This is a genomic window from Bradyrhizobium sp. USDA3516, from assembly GCF_057651995.1.
On sequence record NZ_JBYGYN010000012.1, the window covers coordinates 69458 to 89614 of the forward strand.

The 20157-nt window shown below is 65.0% G+C and carries 16 protein-coding genes and 1 pseudogene; 8 read left to right on the forward strand and 9 right to left on the reverse strand.

All coding sequences use genetic code 11. The annotated features are described in order from the left end of the window. The first annotated feature begins 241 nt into the window (after positions 1-241). From AC24YW_RS31060 to AC24YW_RS31090, 7 genes and pseudogenes are all read left to right on the forward strand, one after another. Positions 242-1397: pseudogene (locus tag AC24YW_RS31060) on the forward strand (iron-containing alcohol dehydrogenase). 18 nt (positions 1398-1415) lie between these two features. Continuing rightward, positions 1416-2966, forward strand: coding sequence for an AMP-binding protein (locus AC24YW_RS31065; protein ID WP_487486285.1), 1551 nt, complete (start codon positions 1416-1418; stop codon positions 2964-2966). 409 nt (positions 2967-3375) lie between these two features. Beyond that, the gene (locus AC24YW_RS31070; protein WP_487486286.1) at positions 3376-4974 is read left to right on the forward strand and encodes an ABC transporter substrate-binding protein; all 1599 of its coding nucleotides are present in this window, start codon (positions 3376-3378) and stop codon (positions 4972-4974) included. Between the two features lie 35 nt (positions 4975-5009). Next, positions 5010-5957, forward strand: a complete 948-nt coding sequence (locus tag AC24YW_RS31075; RefSeq protein ID WP_487486287.1) for an ABC transporter permease — start codon at positions 5010-5012, stop codon at positions 5955-5957. A 191-nt stretch (positions 5958-6148) separates the two neighbouring features. Further along, positions 6149-7042, forward strand: a complete 894-nt coding sequence (locus AC24YW_RS31080) for an ABC transporter permease (RefSeq protein ID WP_487486288.1) — start codon at positions 6149-6151, stop codon at positions 7040-7042. After that, entirely contained in the window at positions 7042-8049 is a 1008-nt protein-coding gene (locus AC24YW_RS31085; protein WP_487486289.1) for an ABC transporter ATP-binding protein, read from the forward strand. Before AC24YW_RS31080 ends, AC24YW_RS31085 begins: the two co-directional genes overlap by 1 nt. After that, the gene (locus AC24YW_RS31090) at positions 8046-9032 is read left to right on the forward strand and encodes an ABC transporter ATP-binding protein (RefSeq protein WP_487486290.1); all 987 of its coding nucleotides are present in this window, start codon (positions 8046-8048) and stop codon (positions 9030-9032) included. The genes AC24YW_RS31085 and AC24YW_RS31090 overlap by 4 nt, the downstream gene beginning before the upstream one ends. A gap of 118 nt (positions 9033-9150) precedes the next feature. Here AC24YW_RS31090 and AC24YW_RS31095 read toward each other — a convergent pair whose 3' ends face one another. Then, positions 9151-9816, reverse strand: a complete 666-nt coding sequence (locus tag AC24YW_RS31095) for a Crp/Fnr family transcriptional regulator (protein ID WP_487486291.1) — start codon at positions 9814-9816, stop codon at positions 9151-9153. A 631-nt stretch (positions 9817-10447) separates the two neighbouring features. Here AC24YW_RS31095 and AC24YW_RS31100 point away from each other — a divergent pair. Next, positions 10448-10648: a hypothetical protein gene (locus AC24YW_RS31100; protein ID WP_487486292.1), complete on the forward strand. Its 201-nt coding sequence runs from the start codon at positions 10448-10450 to the stop codon at positions 10646-10648. A 233-nt stretch (positions 10649-10881) separates the two neighbouring features. Here the strand turns inward: AC24YW_RS31100 and AC24YW_RS31105 are convergent, their stop codons facing one another. The 8 genes from AC24YW_RS31105 to AC24YW_RS31140 form a co-directional block, all read right to left on the reverse strand. Next, positions 10882-11226 (reverse strand): response regulator, encoded by a 345-nt coding sequence (locus tag AC24YW_RS31105; RefSeq protein ID WP_487486293.1) that lies wholly within the window; start codon positions 11224-11226, stop codon positions 10882-10884. Positions 11227-11456: 230 nt separating this feature from the next. Then, entirely contained in the window at positions 11457-12158 is a 702-nt protein-coding gene (locus AC24YW_RS31110) for a hypothetical protein (protein ID WP_487486294.1), read from the reverse strand. A 370-nt stretch (positions 12159-12528) separates the two neighbouring features. Then, on the reverse strand, positions 12529-14505 hold the full coding sequence (locus AC24YW_RS31115; RefSeq protein ID WP_487486295.1) for an acetyl/propionyl/methylcrotonyl-CoA carboxylase subunit alpha: 1977 nt from the start codon (positions 14503-14505) through the stop codon (positions 12529-12531). Further along, on the reverse strand, positions 14502-16118 hold the full coding sequence (locus tag AC24YW_RS31120; RefSeq protein WP_487486296.1) for an acyl-CoA carboxylase subunit beta: 1617 nt from the start codon (positions 16116-16118) through the stop codon (positions 14502-14504). Before AC24YW_RS31120 ends, AC24YW_RS31115 begins: the two co-directional genes overlap by 4 nt. Before the next feature lie 100 nt (positions 16119-16218). Continuing rightward, on the reverse strand, positions 16219-17085 hold the full coding sequence (locus AC24YW_RS31125; RefSeq protein ID WP_487486297.1) for a beta-keto acid cleavage family enzyme: 867 nt from the start codon (positions 17083-17085) through the stop codon (positions 16219-16221). A gap of 196 nt (positions 17086-17281) precedes the next feature. Then, the gene (locus tag AC24YW_RS31130; protein WP_487486298.1) at positions 17282-18082 is read right to left on the reverse strand and encodes a helix-turn-helix domain-containing protein; all 801 of its coding nucleotides are present in this window, start codon (positions 18080-18082) and stop codon (positions 17282-17284) included. Between the two features lie 214 nt (positions 18083-18296). Further along, on the reverse strand, positions 18297-18953 hold the full coding sequence (locus AC24YW_RS31135; RefSeq protein WP_487486299.1) for a glutathione S-transferase family protein: 657 nt from the start codon (positions 18951-18953) through the stop codon (positions 18297-18299). Then, positions 18950-20116, reverse strand: a complete 1167-nt coding sequence (locus AC24YW_RS31140; RefSeq protein WP_487486300.1) for an acyl-CoA dehydrogenase family protein — start codon at positions 20114-20116, stop codon at positions 18950-18952. The genes AC24YW_RS31135 and AC24YW_RS31140 overlap by 4 nt, the downstream gene beginning before the upstream one ends. Positions 20117-20157 lie beyond the last annotated feature (41 nt).

Here is a 20157-nt window from a genome sequence, read left to right on the forward strand (position 1 = left end):
TCGTCATGCCCGGGCTTGTCCCGGGCATCCACGTTCTTCGTGCTGCTGGGAAAGACGTGGATGGCCGGGACAAGCCCGGCCATGACGCTGTGGAGATAGTCAGCGGCCTACAGCCCGCATCTCACATGCAACAGCCCCGCCGCGCCGCCCACCGGCCAGCGTCTTCGCGCATGACGGCTCCGGCCAGCTCGGTTAGATTACGGCCACAACAACAACAACGAATGGTCCGGGGAGGACAGGCGTGTACCAGGGACGTGTCGTGTTCGGCGCGATCGAGGAGGTCGTGTTCGGCCATCCGGCGGCAGGCGCCATCGTCGCGCAGATGGACCGGCTGGGAACACGCCGCGCCTTCCTGATGGTGTCGGGGACGCTGAACCGGCAGACCGACGAAATCACGAAGATCAAGGACGCGCTCGGCTCCCGCTGCGCCGGCCTGTTCGACGCCATGCCGGCGCATACGCCGCGCGAGGCGGTGATCGCGGCGACACAAGCGGCGCGCGCGGCGGAGGCCGATCTGATCGTCACAATCGGCGGCGGTTCCATCACCGACGGCGCCAAGGCGGTGCAGCTTTGCCTGGCCAACGGCATCGACGATATCGCCGGCATCGACCGCATCCGCGTGCACAAGGGCACAGCGCCCGAAATGAAAGCCCCTCACGTGCGGCAGGTCAGCGTGCCGACCACGATCGCGGGCGGCGAGTTCTCGTCGATCGCCGGCGTCACCGACCGCGCTGCGCAGGTGAAGCAGATGCTGCGGCATCCGCTCGCCGTGCCGCGCGCGACCATCCTCGATCCCGCCATCACCGTGCACACGCCGGAATGGCTGTTCCTGTCGACCGGCATCCGCGCCGTCGACCATTGCGTCGAGGCGATCTGCTCGCGCGAGACGCATCCCTACGCTGATGCGCAGGCGGTGAAGGGCCTCGCCATGCTCGCCGACGCGCTGCCGCGGGTGAAGGCCGGACGCTAATGATCTCGACGCGCGGATGGACGCGCAGATCGGCACCTGGCTGTCGATGGGCGCGCTCGCCGCCGGCGTTCCCATGGGCGCGAGCCACGGCATCGGCTACGTGCTGGGCGGGGCCTTCGACGTGCCGCACGGCTACACCTCCTGCGTCATGCTGCCGGCGGTGATGCGCTGGAACGCGCGCGACAATGCCGAGCGGCAGATGATCGTCGCGGCCGCCATGGGCTATCCCGGCCGTGACGCCGCCGACGTGCTCGATGCCTTCATCCGCTCGCTCGGCATGCCGCGCAGCCTCACCGAGGTGCGCATCTCGCCGGAGCATTTCGACGCGATCGCGGAAGCCGCGATGCGGACGAACTGGATTCCACGCAACCCGCGCAGGATCGAGGGCCCCGCCGATGTGCGCGAGATCCTGCTCCTTGCCGCCTGATCGCCATCCGGAGGATCGATGTACACAGGTCACCACGCCCGCCTGCGCCCGCTGCAGCCGGCTTTCATCATGGCGGCGACCGGCGAAGCCGTCAGCTATCGCGAGCTGGAGGCGCGCAGCAACCGCCTGGCGCATCTGTTCCGCCAGCACGGCTTGAGGCGGCTCGACCATTATTCGATCTTCATGGAAAACAATGCGCGTTATCTCGAAGCCTGCGGCGCCGGCGAGCGCGCCGGGCTGTACTACACCTGCATCAACTCGTTCCTGACGCCGGGTGAGCTCGCCTTTCTCCTCGTCAACAGCCAGTCGAAGATCCTGATCACGTCGGTCGCGAAGCTCGCCATCGCGCGCGAGGCGATCAAGGCTTGTCCCGAGGTCAAGCTCTGCATCGTCGCCGACGGACCGGGCGAGAGCGAGCGCATCGTCGGCCTTGCCGAGGTGACCGCCAGCCTGCCGGCGACGCCGATCGAAGATGAATGGCTCGGCACGGCGATGCTCTATTCCTCCGGCACGACCGGACGGCCGAAGGGCATCCTGCGCCCGCTGCCGGAGGAGAAGCCGGCTCACACCCTACCGTTGTTCGATTTCCTGGTAAAACTCTGGCACTACCGCGAGGGCATGGTCTATCTGTCGCCGGCGCCGCTCTATCATTCTGCGCCGCAGGCCGCCGTGAACCTCACGATCCGCATGGGCGGCACCGTGATCATCATGGAGAGCTTTGATCCGGAGCGCTATCTCCAGCTCGTCCAGCAATGGGGCATCACGCACACGCAGCTGGTGCCGACGATGTTCTCGCGCATGCTGAAGTTACCGGAGGAAGTGCGCGCCCACTACGACCTGTCCTCGCTGGAGATCGCGATCCACGCCGCCGCGCCCTGCCCGCCGCAGGTCAAGGACGAGATGATCAGATGGTGGGGACCGATCATCCACGAATATTACGGCGCCACCGAAGGCCTCGGCTTCACCGCCTGCAACAGCGAGGAATGGCTTGAGCATCGCGGCACCGTCGGCAAGGTGCTGCTCGGCGACCTGCACATTCTCGACGAGAACATGCGGGAGTGCCCGACCGGCACGCCCGGCCAGGTCTGGTTCAAGACGGCAACGCCGTTCGAATATTTCAACGACCCGGAGAAGACCAGGGAGGCGCGCTCGGCCGACGGCAGCATGAGCACGGTCGGCGACGTCGGTTATGTCGATGCCGACCGCTTCCTCTACCTGACCGACCGCGCCACCTTCATGATCATCTCCGGCGGGGTGAACATCTATCCGCAGGAATGCGAGAACCTGCTGATCACCCACCCCAAGGTCGCCGATGCCGCCGTATTCGGCGTGCCCAATGCCGATCTCGGCGAGGAGGTGAAGGCGGTGGTGCAGCCGATGCCGGGCGTGGTGCCGGGCCCGGCGCTCGCCGAGGAGCTGATCGCGTTCTGCGCCAAATCGCTGTCGCGGCAAAAGGTGCCGCGCTCGGTCGATTTCGAGAAGGAATTGCCGCGGCTGCCCACCGGCAAGCTGTACAAGCGGCTGCTGCGCGACCGCTACTGGGGGAACAAGTCCTCGCGGATCGTGTGAGGGTTGCTTCGCCTCTCCCGCTGCGGGAGAGGCCGACGCGCTCGCAGAGCGCGGCGGGTGAGGGCTCTCACCGCGCGGGGACATGCTCGGCAGATTCTCAACACCCAACGCGGAGACACCCTCTCCCCAACCCTCCCGGCGCGAGCGCAGCTCGTCGCCCCGCATCCGCCTTCGCCAAGGCTTCGGCGGACAAGAGCGGGGGAGGGAGCACACCTTCGCCGCGGCTCCCGCAACGCCATGACGTGATGCCCTTCGCACTTGCACTCTCGCATGGCGCGAGGAGCGCCCTTCGATATTCCGTCATCCGAATTGTCGAGCGCGCAGAGGCCTTGCGGGTTGCCTCGCTGCACGTGGCTCGCTATCGTCTGGACAAACGGGCCGCAAAGGCCGAGGTCCAGGGAGGATGAGCATGCGGAGCGTGTGGGCGCTCGCCGCAATGGCGGCGCTATCTGTGCTGACGGCCTCGACCGCCACGTTCGCCGGCGAGCCCAAGCAGGGCGGGATCTTGCGGATGTATCACCGCGACAGTCCGGCCAACGCCTCGATCCTCGAAGGTGCGACCTATTCGATCAACATTCCCTTCATGGGAGTGTTCAACAATCTCCTCATCTACGATCAGCACATCGCGCAGAACACCCCGGATACGCTGCGGCCGGACCTCGCCGAAAGCTGGTCCTGGAGCAGCGACAACAAGAAGCTGACGTTCAAGCTGCGCCAGGGCGTGAAATGGCACGACGGCAAGCCGTTCACCTCGGCCGACGTCAAATGCAGCTTCGACCTGTTGATGGGCAAGTCGCAGCAGAAGCTGCGGCAGAATCCGCGCAAGGCCTGGTACAGCGAGGTCAACGAGGTCACGACGGGCGGCGAATTCGAGGTCACCTTCGACCTGAAGCGGCCGCAGCCCTCGCTGCTGGCGATGCTCGCCTCCGGCTACACGCCGGTCTATCCCTGTCACGTCTCGCCGGCGGACATGCGCACCCATCCGATCGGGACCGGGCCGTTCAAGTTCGTCGAGTTCAAGGCCAATGAATCGATCAAGCTGACGCGCAATCCGGACTATTGGAAGAAGGGCCTGCCCCATCTCGACGGCATCGAGTACACCATCATCACCAACCGCTCGACCGCGATTCTGGCCTTCGTCGCCGGCAAGTTCGACATGACCTTTCCGACGCACATCACGATCCCGCTGCTGAAAGACATCAAGTCGCAGGCGCCGAACGCGACCTGCGTCGTCGAGCCGACCAACGTCTCGACCAATATCATCGTCAATTCGAGCTCGGCGCCGTTCGACAACATCGACATCCGCCGGGCGATGGCGCTCGCGCTCGACCGCAAGGCGTTCATCGACATCCTGTTCGAAGGCCAGGGCGACATCGGCGGCACCATGCTGCCGCCGCCGCAGGGCATCTGGGGCATGCCGAAGGAGAAGCTCGAGACCATTCCGGGCTATGGCCGCGACATCAACGCCAACCGCGAGGAAGCCAGGAAGCTGATGCAGAAGGCGGGCTATGGTCCGGACAAGCGCCTCGCCGTGAAAGTCTCGACACGCAACATCGCGGAATATCGCGACCCCGCCGTGATCCTGATCGACCAGCTCAAGAGCATCTATATCGACGGCGAGCTCGACGTCGTGGAGACCGCGAACTGGTTCCCGAAGGTCGCGCGCAAGGATTACATGCTCGGCCTCAACCTGACCGGCAATGCCGTCGACGATCCCGACCAGTCATTCTACGAGAACTATGCCTGCGGCTCGGAACGGAACTACACCAATTATTGCAACAGGGAGATCGAGAAGCTGTTCGACGTGCAGTCACAGGAGACCGACATCGGAAAGCGCCGGCCGCTGGTCTGGGACATCGACAAGAAGCTGCAGGAGGACGTCGCCCGCCCGATCATCTTCCATGCCCGGGCCGGCACCTGCTGGCACCCGCACGTCAAGGGCGTCACCATCATGTCGAACAGCTCCTACAACGGCTTCCGCTACGAGGATGTGTGGCTCGACAAGTAACGCGTGGGCCTGACGAGTAGCGCGGAGGGCGAAGCATGTTTGCCTATCTGGTGCGGCGCCTGTTCCTGATGCTCGTGACCCTGTTCGGGATCTCGGTCGTCATCTTCTTCCTGCTGCGCATCGTGCCGGGCAACATCGTCGACATCCTGTTCGCCGCCGCCGGCTATGTCGATCCCGCCGACAAGGCCAATCTGGAGAAAGAGCTCGGCATCGACCGTCCCTTGATCGTGCAATATTGGCACTGGATCAGCGGCTTCCTGCGCGGCGATTTCGGCTTCTCCTACGTCTCGGAGAAGCCGGCGCTGCAGGAGATCCTGCCGCGAATTCCGATCACGGCAAAGCTCGCCGGCCTAGCGCTGCTGTTCTCGGCATCGATCGGCATTCCCTTGGGCGTCATCAGCGCGGTGAAGCAGGGCACGAAGCTCGACTACGCGCTGCGCGTCGTCAGCCTCAGCGGCTTGTCGCTGCCCTCGTTCTGGCTCGGCCTTCTGATCCTCACCGCTTCGGTGGCGATGTTCGGACAGATGCCGATCTTCAATCCCAATCCGAAGACCTGGCTCGAGGCGTTCGCGACCTACGCCGTGCCCGCCGCCGCCGTCGGCTTCCGCAGCGCGGCGCTGACCATGCGCATCACGCGCTCCTCGATGCTGGAGGTGCTGCGGCAGGATTATATCCGCACCGCCCGCGCCAAGGGCGCCTCCGAGGCGGCGGTGAACTATCAGCACGCGCTGAAGAACGCGATCCTGCCGGTCATCACCGTGATCGGCATCGAGGCGGCGTTCCTGATCGGCGGCCTGATCGTGACGGAGACGGTGTTCAACATCCCCGGCGTCGCGCGCTATTTGGTCGAGGCGATCCGCTGGCGCGATTATCCGATCGTGCAGAACCTCGTGATGTTCATCGCGGTCGTGGTGGTGTTCGCCAATTTCACCGTCGACATGCTCTACGCGGTGTTCGATCCGCGGATCAGGTACACGGATTAGAGGCATGATGTTCGTTCACACCGCGAGCGCACTGTCCTTCACCTCTCCCCGCTTGCGGGGACAGGTCGGATTGCGCAGCAATCCGGGTGAGGGGGACTCTCCACGAGTCCAACTCTCACCTCTCCTGCGGAGAGCCCCCCTCACCCCAACCCTCTCCCCGCAGGCGGGGAGAGGGGGAAGATAGAGCTCATATGGCCGCGATCGACTTCGACGTTGAGCTGAGGCGCGCCGGGGCGCATGCGACCGGGGGCTGGCGGCGCGTGCTGTTCATGGCGCAGCGGCACGTGCTGGGCGCGGCCGGGCTCGTCATCATGACGCTGTTCGTGCTGACGGCGATCTTCGCCGATTTTATTGCGCGCTATGATCCGCTGACGGTCGATTCCGCCCGCGCGCTGGCCCGCCCGAGCCTGGCGCACTGGATGGGCACCGATTCGTTCGGCCGTGACGTGTTCAGCCGCATCATCCACGGCGCGCGGATCTCGCTCGCGGTCGGCATCGGCTCGACCGTGCTCGGCGGCACCATCGGCGTGATCGTCGGCCTCACCTCCGGCTATCTCTCGGGCTGGGTCGATCTGGTGTTCCAGCGCGTCTCCGACGTGCTGCAGGCGCTGCCGCTCTTGGTGCTGGCGCTGGTGATGACGGCCGCGCTCGGGCCGTCGCTGCCGAACGTGATCATCGCCATCGCCATTCCGCTGATCCCGACGGTGGCGCGCGTCATCCGCGCCAACACCCTGGCGCTGCGCGAGCAGCCATTCGTGGAGGCGGCCAAATCGATCGGTATGAGCGAGATGCGGATTGCGCTGCGCCACGTGCTGCCGAACACACTGGCGCCGCTGATCGTGCTCGCCACCGCCCAGCTCGGCTCGACCATCCTGACCGAGGCTTCGCTGTCCTTCCTCGGCCTCGGCATTCCCGAGCCGTATCCGTCATGGGGACGCATGCTGTCCGAATCCGCCGCCGAATATGTCCGCACCGCGCCGTGGCTGGTGATCTTCCCGGGGATCGCGATCAGCCTCGCCGTGTTCGGCGCCAATTTGTTCGGCGATGCCCTGCGCGACATCCTGGATCCGAGGCAGCGCGGCTGATGGCGGACAAGACCGATCTCGTGCTCGACGTGAAGAACCTGAAGACGGTGTTCTTCACCAATTCCGGCCTGTTCAGGGCGGTCGACGACCTCTCCTTCAGCGTGAGGCGCGGCGAGACGCTGGCGATCGTCGGCGAATCCGGCTGCGGCAAGAGCGTCACCGCGCTGTCGCTGATGCGGCTCGTGCCCGATCCGCCCGGCCGCATCGTCGGCGGCTCCGTCACGCTGGAAGGCACCGACCTGCTGGCGCTGGATGAGGCGCAGATGCGCAGCGTCCGGGGCAATCGCATCTCCATGATCTTCCAGGAGCCGATGACCTCGCTCAATCCGGTGATGCGGATCGGCGACCAGATCGTCGAGGCGGTGCGGCTGCATCGGAACATCTCGTCGAAACAGGCGCAAGGCATCGCCGTCGAGATGCTGCGGCTGGTGCGCATCCCCGAGCCGGCGCGGCGGGCGCGCGAATATCCGCATCAGCTCTCGGGCGGCATGCGCCAGCGCGCGATGATCGCGATGGCGCTGGCGTGCCGGCCGGCACTTCTGATCGCGGACGAGCCGACCACGGCGCTCGACGTCACCATCCAGGCGCAGATCCTGGCGCTGATCCTCGACCTGCAGAAGGAGCTCGGCACCGGGCTGGTGCTGATCACGCACGATCTCGGCGTCGTCGCGCAGACCGCGCAGCGCGTGATCGTGATGTATGCGGGGCGGAAGGTCGAGGAGGCCAGCGTCGAGGCGCTGTTCGCCGCGCCGAAGCATCCCTATACGCGCGGGCTGATGGCCTCGATCCCGACTGTTCCGGCCTCCGGCGTCGCCGCGCAGGCGCGGCTGAACGAAATCCCCGGCACGGTGCCCTCGCTGGTGCGGCTGCCGCAAGGCTGCGCCTTCGCGCCGCGCTGCAAGCTCGCCATCAAGCGTTGCGAAGCCGAATATCCGCCGCTGGCGGATTGGGGCGGCGGGCATCTGGCCGCGTGCTGGCGCGCGGAAGAAGTCGCGGAGGTGGCATGACCGAGGCGCTGCTCGAAGTCACCGATCTCAGGAAGCACTATCCCGTGCGCGCCGGCGTGTTGCGCCGGCAGGTCGGCACCGTGCACGCGGTCGATGGCGTCTCGTTCGCGCTTGGCAAAGGCGAGACGCTCGGCCTCGTCGGCGAATCCGGCTGCGGCAAGTCCACGGTGGCGCGCAGCGTGCTACGGCTGGTCGAGCCGACCTCGGGGCAGATCCGCCTCGACGGTGAGGACATCACGCATCTTTCGAAGACGGCGCTGCGGCCGCATCGCCGCTCGATGCAGATCGTGTTCCAGGATCCGTTCGCCTCGCTCAACCCGCGCATGACCGCCGGCGATATCGTCGGCGAGCCGATCGCCGTGCATGGGCTCGCGACCGGCAAGGAGCTGGAAGCACGGGTCGCAACACTGTTCGAGCAGGTGGGGTTGCGGCCCGACCAGATGCGCAATTTCCCGCATCAATTCTCGGGCGGCCAGCGCCAGCGCATCTGCATCGCCCGCGCGCTGGCGCTGGGGCCACGCCTGATCGTCTGCGACGAGCCGGTCTCCGCGCTCGACGTCTCGATCCAGGCCCAGGTGATCAACCTCCTGATCGACCTGCAGCACCAGCACGGCTTCTCATACCTCTTCATCGCGCACGACCTCGCCGTCGTCGCGCATATCAGCCACCGCGTCGCCGTGATGTATCTCGGCCGCATCGTCGAGATCGCCGACAAGGACGAGCTATTCCGCAATCCCAGGCATCCCTACACCCAGGCCCTGCTCGCCTCGGTGCCGGTCGCCAATCCGCTGGCGAAGAAGCTCGCGCCACTGGTCGACGGCGACGTGCCGAGCCCGGTCAACCCGCCCTCAGGCTGCGCATTCCACACCCGCTGCCGGTTTGCGATGGAGCGATGCAGGACGGAGCGGCCGGCGCTGCTGGATGCCGGCGACGGGCATCAGGTGGCGTGTTTGCTCAATGACGGGACGGGGCGAGGCCGCTAGGGCGCGGACTCATGAAAGCAATGTCAGTTCCTGAAGGAAGAGCGGACATCTTCTGCTGGCAGAGCGTTACCGCTTTTGGACCCGTAGGAGAACTAATGCAGCCTCCCGCTAAGCACGGTTAACGGTCCTGGGACTTACTGGCACCAACCGTCTTTTTGTAGTGAAGCTTGACGCTTTCGTAGCACTCGCACGCACTTTCCCTCAGCGCCTCTACATTCAAGATGTCGATGCGGCCCCTAGCATATTTAATCATGCCCGCTTGCTGTAGCGTGTGTGCTACGGGACTCACACTTGTCCTCTGCACGCCCAACATCTCTGCAAGGAATTCTTGCGTGAAATGCAGGTCGTCCCTTCCCGAAAGATCGCGGGCACGCAGCAGCCAACGACAAAGCCGAGCCAGAGTATCGTGCGTTGCCATGCAAGCAACCGACTGCTGCGCCTGTGCGTACACAACCTGCTCGTTACGGATCAGGGCCGACATCAAGCTGCGGCTCTTAAAGGCAGCCTCCGCCAAAGCATCGACATCGCACTCCACCGCATCGCCCGCGAGCTGCACGATGGCGCGATTCAGAGACATCTTGCCATCCAGTGCGTGGCCTGCGCCCACGACGCCGTCTTTGCCCACCATCGCAGCTTCCACCTGCTCACCCGTGGTCAAGCCCACCACCAGCGAAACCACCGACGTCGTGGGAAAATAGACGTTAAGAACCCTGTCGCCGGCATCGTAGAGAACTCGTTTGTGCTCGAGAGTGACCAGACGCAGATGAGGCGTGAGTGCTGTCATGTCGGCCTCCGAAAGGGAGCCGAGCAATAAATTCTGATGTATCAGGGTACGTGCTCCGCTGCCGAAAGGCGGGAGCACAAAACTCTCAGTTACCGACGCCCAGGTGTTATGGCCGATAATGCTCGCATCAAATCACGTTCCAAGCGCGCAGTCTGCCGCCTACCCGACATAAACAGCGCTCCAACTCGGTTTACTTTGGTCTGTCGGGAACCCGACATAAGGGGTACTATGACGGGATCACCGCGCAATTCGTGGCAACTATCGGTGACTGAGAGACACAGCGCTCCCGCCTAAATGAGGCGCGCCATGTGTGAAAAGTGCAAACCCCTTGATGAACGTATCGACCATTACCGGGCTCTCGACAGCAGGGTCACGGATCAACAGACCTCGGACGGGATCAAGCGGCTTATCGGGGACCTCGAAGCCCAAAAGCTGGCGCTGCATCCCAAATAGGGGACCGACCGCATAGACTAGACAGACCGAGCTCGTCGAGGCACGCGGCGCTGCTGCCACGTCGATTCAACTCCATGCAATGTGTCGGGCGGTGGACAGACGGTTTGCCGAACGCGAACTTAAACTCCGGCATCGCCAACTCCGCGGTTAGGACCCGCGCGAAATCGAAGGTGCCCTCATGCAGAAGCGTCGCCGGTTTAAGCAAACGTCATCTCTTGTCGAACGTCTTGCAGAGGAAGCGAAGCGGCTGCGCGCCGAAGCCAAGTTGCTACCACCTGGCGCTGTGCGCGAGAACGTGTTGCGGAAATCACGGCAGGCCGAAACAGCATCGCACCTGACCGAATGGCTGAACTCACCGGGCTTAAAGCCGCCTACCTGATGCTACGCTTCGCCAACTCATGCTGCCCGCCTCACTGGCTTGGATGGTCTGTCTGTCAGGAGGACTGCATCCTATTCGCTGGTAGGCCCTGTAGGTGGGCCACCGATGCGAAGCGGCACCAATACAGGCTTGTGGCCCTTGTGGCCCTTGTGGCCTTCCGGAACCAAGCCCGTCCGAAGGAGCGCGTTGTCCTCAGCAAAACGAAGGCGGGAGCAGTTGCTCGTCTTTTCAAACTAGGCCAGCAATCGACCAATGCAGCGTTCAAGCTCCTCGGTTGGAAAAGGCTTTTGCAGCCATGGCCGTCCGCGAAATTCTTCAGGCAATCCGTCCGCTCCATAACCGCTTGCGAAGGCGAATGGAATATTGCGATGTGCGAGAGCCCTCGCCACGGGCTCGATGCCATCTCGGCCTAGCTGCACATCGAGGACTGCCACGTCAAAGTCCGCGTTATTGGCGAGCTCCAATGCCGACTGCAGATCCCCAGCTTCCGCCGCGACCGTATGGCCAAGATCCGCCAACATGTCAGCAACCATCATACGGATGAGTACTTCATCCTCTACCAAAAACACCGAAGCCATATACGCCCCCGCTCACTGGCTGGACGAGTTCATCCGACCTTCTCCGGCTCCGATGGCGGCATGTGCTGCTAATATGGAACCGGCGCACGCTCGTCAAGAAGATCAATCATTTGACATTTGTTGTGCTCTTACACCGTGGGAGTCCGCTTCTAGCCCTTCGGCGATGTTGGCGGATTGCTGCTTCTCCGCCGATGTTGAGGCGAAGCCGACATCAGGCGGCGCCCGGCCCGTTAATGCGGATACGGCCTCGATCCCAGCGCCCGGATCACCGGCCAGGCCGCGAGCGCGGCGGCGAGATGCTTGAGCGTGTGGCCCGAGACCATGTGCCCGGTCGCTTCGAACACGGTCACATCGCCGAGCTCGAACAGCTTGGCCAGCACATAGAAGACGATGACGCCACCGAGCGGCACGCCAAGCGCGCCGGGCCGCGGGCGTGTGAATGCGAGGCCCACGACCAGCGCCATGCCGCCGAACTGCACCACCACCCAAGGCGTGAGATTCTCGCGGGCCACCCAGGCCGCCAGCAGGCCCGCGACCATCGTCAGCACGAGCACCGCTTCGCCCGCGCGCGTGCTGATGCGCTCGCTGGCCGCCATGCCCAGAAAGCCTGCGAACGCGACCGCCATGCCGAGACGATCGGCGATGAGCCGTTGCGGCACGTCGGGGTCGAGATGATAGAAGCCCGAGCCGAGGCATGTGAGGATAAGTCCTACGAAGAACCAGCTCGCGCCCACCGGCGCATCCTTGCGGGCACGCAGCCGCTCCGAGCCCCAGACGCCCATCGCGAGAAAGGCGAGATTGCTCAGCACATCGCCGGCGTTGGGTACGCCGAGGAAGGCGCGGCTATCGACGAAATGCGGGATGTGCCAGGCGGCGGCGGGTAATCCGGGCGCGAAGAGTGCGGCGAGTGCGAGAACGAATATTGCGCCCATCAGATATTTTTCGCGGGCTTTCGGGGCAGCGACGGAGAAACGGCGGGACGCTGAGGGGAGTATGACATCGGCCGCTTGGGGGCGATCATGGGTGCGGAACATACGTGGCTCCTGAATTGAACTTTGTTCAATGTTTGTAGCCGAGAAAATGAACGAAGTTCAATCGGAATAATAGTCCGGCGGGTCGACGCTCCATACCCTTGAAATCATGTGCTTTTTCAGCGGCACGCGATTCGTCCTGTCCAGAACACTCGCGAAAGCTCAAGGCGCAGAGGCCGCCAAAGTCATTGCGAGCGCAGCGAAGCAATCCAGACTGTCCCGCGGAGAGATTCTGGATTGTTTCGCTACGCTCGCAATGACGAGAGCGAGACTATCCCGCCCCGATCTCCGCGACGATCCGGCCCGTCGTGACCTGCTCGCCCTCGGAGACGTCGATCGCGCCGACCACGCCGTCGATGCCGGCCTTGTGGACGTGCTCCATCTTCATCGCCTCCAGCGTCAGCACCGGCTGGCCGGCGGTGACGCGGTCTCCAAGCTTGACCAGCACGGCGACGACGCGGCCGTTCATGGCGGCGCGCACCTTGCCGTCACCGCCGTTGCTTGCGGCGGCCTTCGGCGCGGCCAGCGTGAGATCGGTGACGGCGAGCGGGATGCCGCGATGCTGGAGGTACAGGCGATCGCCATCACGCAGGAATCTTGCGCTGTCCATCACGCCGGCGTGGCGGAAGCGGATGGCGTCGGGATCGAGCTGCTCGATCTCGAACTTATGCTGGCGGCCGTCAGCAATGACCGTGTAGCTGCCGTCGCGTTCGCGCGTGATGTCGAGTTCGTTCGCCTCGCCGGCTATCTCGATTTTCGCCGGCAGCGGAAAGGTGGCGGCGAGGCTGCGCCCGTCCTGCCACGACGGCGCGCGCGGGTTGGTGACGTAGAGCAGCAGGCCTGCCAGCGCCGTCTCGAACGCCGCGTCCGCACGCGGCGCGAGCAGCTCGTCGCGATAGGCGCCGATGAACGCCGTCGTCGCTTCGCCCTTGGCAAAGCCGGGATGGCGCAGACACGACATCAGGAACGCCTGGTTGGTGGTCACGCCGAACGCCGTGAGCTGCTCGAGGCCGACAATCAGCCGCCCCCTCGCCTCCTCGCGATTGGCGCCGTGGCTGATCATCTTGGCGATCATGGAATCGTAGAACGGCGGAATCTCCGAGCCCGATCGCAGCGCGTGCTCGACACGGATGCCGTCGGGCACTTGCCAGCGCGCCATGCGGCCGGACTGCGGCATGAAGTCGTGCGCGGCATCTTCCGAGCAGAGCCGCACCTCGATGGCATGGCCGGAGAACTTGACGTCCTGCTGCTTTATCGGCAACGCCTCGCCGCGCGCGACGCGCAGCTGCAGCTCGACGAGATCGAGCCCGCTGATCGCCTCGGTGACGGGATGCTCGACCTGCAGGCGCGTGTTCATCTCCATGAAGTAGAACGCGCCGCTGGCATCGAGCAGGAATTCCAGCGTGCCGGCGCCCTCATAGCGCAGCGCCTTCACGGCGGCGACCGCAACCTCGCCCATCCTGGCGCGCAGCTCCGGCGTGACCGCGGGTGACGGCGCCTCCTCGATCAGCTTCTGATGCCGCCGCTGCACCGAGCAGTCGCGCTCGCCGAGATGGATCGCGTTGCCGTGGCTGTCGCCGAACACCTGGATCTCGATGTGGCGCGGATTCCGGATGGCGCGCTCGAGGATGACGGTAGCATCGCCGAACGCGGCCTTCGCTTCCGATCGCGCGCTGCGCAGCGCATCGGGGAAAGACGCGGCATCAGTGACGAGCCGCATGCCGCGGCCGCCGCCGCCCGCGACGGCCTTGATCATCACGGGAAAGCCGATCTTTCCGGCTTCCGCAAGCATGACCTCGTCGCCCTGCTCAGTGCCCTGGTAGCCTGGCACGATGGGAACGCCGGCCTTCTTCATGATCTCCTTGGCGCCGGCCTTGTTGCCCATCGCCTCGATCGCCTGCGGCGACGGGCCGATGAAGACGAGGCCGGCGTCCTTGCAGGCGCGCGCAAACGCCTCGTTCTCGGCGAGAAAGCCATAGCCGGGGTGAACGGCATCCGCGCCGCTGGCCTTGGCCGCTTCGATGATCGCGGGAATGTTGAGATAGGATTGCGCCAGCAAGGCTTCGCCGATGCGCACGGCCTGATCCGCCTGCTTCACATGGAGCGCATCGCGATCCGCATCGGAATACACCGCGACGACGCCAAGGCCGAGCTGCCGTGCGCTGCGCATCACGCGCAGCGCGATCTCGCCGCGGTTGGCGACCAGAACCTTGTAGAACGGCCGCTGCTGCACTGATCCGTTCCTCATGGGCGGGCCACCGAAAACTGCATGCGTTGGGGCGTGCGCGCATCGCCCTCGCGGCAGATCGCGAGCACCTCCGACAGCACCGCGCGGGTGTCGCGCGGATCGATCACGCCGTCGTCGAGCACGCGGGCGCTGGTGGAGAACACGTCCATCTGGCCGTCGAACACGCCGATGATCTCGGCCTTCATGGCGTCCAGCCTGTCCTTCTCGATCGGCTTGCCGCGGCGAGCTGCGGCCGCCTCGGTCACGATCGCCATGGTCTCGGCGGCCTGCTCGCCGCCCATCACCGCGGTCTTGGCGTTGGGCCAGGAGAAGCAGAAGCGCGGATGGAAGCCGCGGCCGCACATGCCGTAATTGCCGGCGCCGAACGAGGCGCCGCAATAGATGGTGATCTGCGGCACCGTCGCCGAGGTCACCGCCTGGATCATCTTGGAGCCGTGCTTGATCATGCCGGCCTCTTCATAGGCCTTCCCGACCATGTAGCCGGTGGTGTTGTTGAGATAGAGCAGCGGCGTGCGGGTCTGGCAGCAGGCCTGGATGAAATGCGTCGCCTTGTTGGCGCCGGCGGGATCGAGCGGGCCGTTGTTGGTGATGATGCCGATGGCCTGGCCTTCGATGCGGGCATGGCCGCAGACCGTGGCCGGGCCGTAATTCGGCGCCATCTCGGTGAAATCGGAATCGTCGACGATGCGCGCGATCACCTGTTTCATGTCGACCGGGCGCTTGTGGTCCATCGGCATGATGCCGAGCAGCTCGTCCTGGTCGTAGCGCGGCGGCTTGAATTGCACCGAGGCTTTGCCCGGCCGCTCCCATTGCAGCGCCGCCATGATTTCGCGCGCGATGCGCAATGCGTCGCGATCGTCCTCGGCGAGGTAATCGCCGAGGCCGGAGATCTGCGTATGCATCTCGGCGCCGCCGAGCTCCTCCTCGGTCGCGATCTCGCCGGTCGCGGCCTTCAGCAGCGGGGGCCCTGCGAGGAAGGCGCGGGTGCGGCCGCGGACCATGACGATGTAGTCGGAGAGGCCGGTCTGGTAGGCGCCGCCGGCGGTGGAGGAGCCGTGCGTGACGGTGACGACCGGCAGTCCCGCAGCCGAGAGCCGCGCCAAATTGCGGAAGATGTTGCCGCCGCGAACGAAATCCTCGACGCGGTAGCGCAAGAGATTGGCGCCGGCGCTTTCGACCAGCTGCACATAAGGCAGCTTGTTCTCCAGCGCGAGCTCCTGCACCCGCAGCGTCTTGTCGAGGCCGTAAGGCTGCAGCGCGCCGGCATCGATGCCGGAATCGCTGGCGCTGACCATGCAGCGGATGCCCGAGACGAAGCCGATGCCGGCGATGACGCCGCCGCCCGGCACGCTTCTGCTCGCATCCGGCACGTCGAACATGTAGCCGGCGAGCGTCGAGAGCTCGATGAAGGGGCTACCTGGATCGAGCACCAGCGCCACGCGCTCGCGCGGCAGCAGCTGGCCGCGCTTGTGGAAGCGGTCCTTGGCCGCGGCCGATGCGACGCGCGTGCGCTCTTCCAGCGCGCGCATGCGGTCGATCAGGCCGAGCATGCCGTCGCGGTTGGCCTGGTAGGCGGCGCTGCCGGGGGAAACGGTGTTTTCGAGGATGGACATGACACACCTTGATCGTCATTCCGGGGCACGCGAAGCGTGAACCCGGAATCTCGAGGTTCCGGGTTCGATGCTGCGCATCGCCCCGGAACGACGGGGGTATTCAGCGATTCGTCCCAAAGATCTTCCGCGCCTCGGCGGGGCTTGCGATCTCGCGGCCGGCGCGCCTTGCGCAGGCGGCGATCGCTTCGATCAGCTGGCCGTTCGACGTCACCTTCCTGCCGTCGGCGAGATAGAAGGTGTCCTCGAGACCGGTGCGCAGGTGACCGCCGAGCTCGGCGCAGCGCTGGTGCAGCGGCCAGATCTCCTCGCGGCCGATGGCGGTGACCTGCCAATGCGCCTCGGGGCGCTTCAGCTTGATCAGAATCGGCAGCAATTCGGGGTCGGCCGGCATGCCGGAGGCGACGCCCATGACGAAATTGTATTCGAGCGGGCCCTTGTACATGCCAACCTGGCGGTACATGCCGACGCAGCGGACGATACCGACGTCGAAGCACTCGAACTCCGGGATGGTGCCGACCGCGTTCATGACGTCGAGATAGTCCTTCACCTTCTCGACCGAATTGTCGAACATCATCGGCGGCCAGGCCCAGCTGTTGTCGGCCTTCACTTTCAGGTAATTCAGCGAACCTGCGTTGCAGGCGGCGATCTCGGGCCTGGTCTCGCGAATGCAGTCGAGCGCGCCGGAATAGTTCGGCCCTGATACGCCCGAGGTGTGGTTGATGATGACGCCCGGGCAGGCCTCGCGGATCGCCTGCTGAATCTCCTTGCTGACCGCGACCTCCCAGGACGGCAGGTGTCCCTTGCCCGGCGCCTGCTGGCGCAGATGGATGTGCATGATGGACGCGCCGGCCTCGAACGCAGCCCTGGCCTCGCGCGCCATCTGCTCGGGCGTCACAGGGACGTTGTGCTGCCTGGGGTCGGTGAGCACGCCGTTCAGCGCGCAGGTGATGACGGCCTTGTCGCTCATGCGTTCAATGTCCCGCACGTTGAGAATTCAACGCTTGCGATCATGTGACGCGCGACATGCGGCTTCTTGCGCGGAGAAGCTGGGGAAAGACGAGCTTTCGTAGGGTGGGCAAAGGCGCCCTTGCGCCGTGCCCACCACTGTCGGTGTTTGGCAAAGATGGTGGGCGCTACGCTTTGCCCACCCTACGAGAGCGAAGCTAGCCCGCCTCCGCCATCCGCACCGTCTCGTTGCTGCGATAGATCGCAAGATCGCGCGAGCCGACGAAGATTGCCCGCGGCTTCAAGCCGTAGAAGCGGCGGATCGAGTGGCTGAAATGCGTGGAATCGGGATAGCCGATGTCCTGCGCCAGATGGGCGAGGTTGAGGTCCTGGTTGGCGAAGTGCAGCAGGTGCCGCGCGCGCTTCCAGGCGCGGAAGGAGCGGAACGAGATGCCGGTCTCCTCCTTGAACAGGTGCAGGAAGCGCGAGGCCGAGAGGCCGGCTTCAGCGGCGCAGGTATCCGCCGTCACCGGCTCGCCGGAGAAGCGCTCGATGCGCGCCACCGCACGCATCACGCGCGGATCCAGCACGCGGCGCGGCAGCGCCTCGCCAAAGCACATCTCGTCGAACTCGGCCGTGGTGATGTCGCCATAGCGGCGCTGACGCAAAAGTGCGTAGGCGGCGAGGATCTTGCGGACATAGGCGGCCTGGTCGGGTCCGGTCAGGCGCGCGGCCAAGGCTTCGATCGCGCCATCGGGTAAGCTTTCCGGCTCCAGCGTCACGGCGATCGCGGTGCGGTAGTCGCTGGCGATGGAATGCCGCTGGTTCGGCAAGGTGACGAACAGCTCGCCGGTGGCGAGAACGTCGTCGATGGTCAGGTGCAGATTGCCCTTCACCGCGACATAGATTTGGCAGCAACCGGGTGTCCGTTTGCGCGGACGGCCGAGCAGGCCCGCATAGAACACCCGCTCCGGCGTGATCAGCATCAGATGGTCGGATTCGCGACCGTTATATTCCATGGGGGTCCTCCTCGCGCGGCTCTCTGGCCGCTGCGGACGGAGGTCACCTTAGCGGAAATTTGGGCGCTGTCACGGTGAGATAGCGCTGTCATGGACACACGACCGGTCGTTCCGGGCAGTCCGCAGGACTGAACCCGGAACTTGAGATTCTCAGGTGCGCAACGGCGCACCGGGGTTCGCGCTATTGCGCGCCCCGGAATGACGGCCAGAGACCTTACGCTCTCACCCTCGGCGCGACATTCTGCTCTTCACCGGCCTTTTGCTCCGCAGCAACCGCGCGCTTGAAACCCTCGCGCTGCTGCAGGCGCGCCCAATAGGCTGCGACGTTTGGTCCAAAATCCTTGGCGAGCCCGATATTGCTCGCGAGCCGAAGCGCGTAGCCGATGACGATGTCGGCGGCGGTAAAGCGGCCCGCGCACAATGTTTCGGCATTCGCGGTCGCTGCCTCGACGGCGTGCAGGCGCCCCAGAAACCATTTCGCGTAATCGGTGGCGACCTGCGGGTTGCGGCGCTCCTCCGGCTCGAGCTGGGTGTATCTCAGCACCAGCGTTTGCGGGAAGGTTAACGTCGCGTCGCTGAAATACATCCAGTTCAGGAACGTGCCATAGGCGGGATCCTCAGGGCCGACCATCAAGGGCGTCGGGCCGTATTTGACGCCGAGGTAATGGCAGATGCCGGAGGATTCCGTCATCCGGGTCTCGCCGTCGATCAGGAAGGGGATGGTGCCGAGCGGATTGAGCGCGAGATAGTCCTTGGCGAAGACGCGCGGCGGGAACGGCAGCATCTTCAGTTCATAGGGCAGCCCCATCTCCTCCAGCATCCAGAGCGGACGGAACGAGCGCGCGGCCTCGCAGTGATAGAGCGTGATCATGATGCATTCCCTTTGCTGCCCGGCAGCGTCCCCATCATCTTGCACAGCACCATCAGCATGACCTCGTCGGCGCCGCCGCCGATCGAGGTCAGGCGGCTGTCGCGATAGGCGCGGCTGACCGGCGTCTCGTTGGTAAAGCCCATTCCGCCCCAATATTGCAAGCAGGCGTCGGTGAGCTCGCGACCGAGCCGGCCGGCCTTCAGCTTGGCCATGGTCGCGAGCCGCGTCACGTCCTCGCCGGCGACCAGCTGCTCGCCGGCGCGATAGATCAGCGCGCGCAGGAGCTCGACCTCGGTCTGCATCTCCGCGAGCTTGAAGTGCACGACCTGGTTGTCGAGGATCGACTTGCCGAAGGCCTTGCGGTTGCGGGTGTATTCGATGGTCTGGTCGATGATGTATTCGTGCGCCTTCAGGCAGGCGGCCGCGCCCCAGAGCCGCTCCTCCTGGAACTGGATCATCTGGTAGGTAAAACCCTGGCCCTCCTCGCCGATCCGGTTGCGCTTGGGCACGCGGACATTGTCGAAGAAGATCTGCGCGGTGTCGGAGGAGCGCATGCCCATCTTGTCGAGCTTGCGGGCGACGGTGACGCCCTTGCTCTTCATGGGCACGCAGATCAGCGACTTGTTGCGGTGAACGGGGCCGTCGCCGGTGTTGGCGAGCAGGCAGATCCAGTCGGCCTGGGTGCCGTTGGTGATCCACATCTTGCCGCCATTGATGACGTAATCGTCGCCGTCGGAGCGCGCACTCGTCTTGATCGAGGCGACATCCGAGCCGGCGCCCGGCTCGGAGACTCCGATGCAGGCGACGTAGTCGCCGGAGATCGAGGGGCTGAGGAATTCGCGCCGAACCTCGTCGGAGCCGAAGCGCGCCAATGCCGGCGTTGCCATGTCCGTCTGCACTCCGATCGCCATCGGCACGCCGCCGCAGGTGATGGCGCCCAGCTCCTCCGCCATCATCAGCGCGTAGGAATAGTCGAGGCCCGAGCCGCCGAATTCGACCGGCTTGTTCAGGCCGAGGAAACCGAGGCTGCCCATCTTCTTGAACAGCTCGTGCGCCGGGAAGATGTCGGCCTTTTCCCACGCGTCGACGTGAGGATTGATCTCGTTCGCGATGAATTTCTGCAGGGAGCGGCGGATGTCGTCGTGGTCGGCGGTGAACAGCATTTTGCTCCTGTCATTCCGGGGCGGCGCGAAGCGTCGAACCC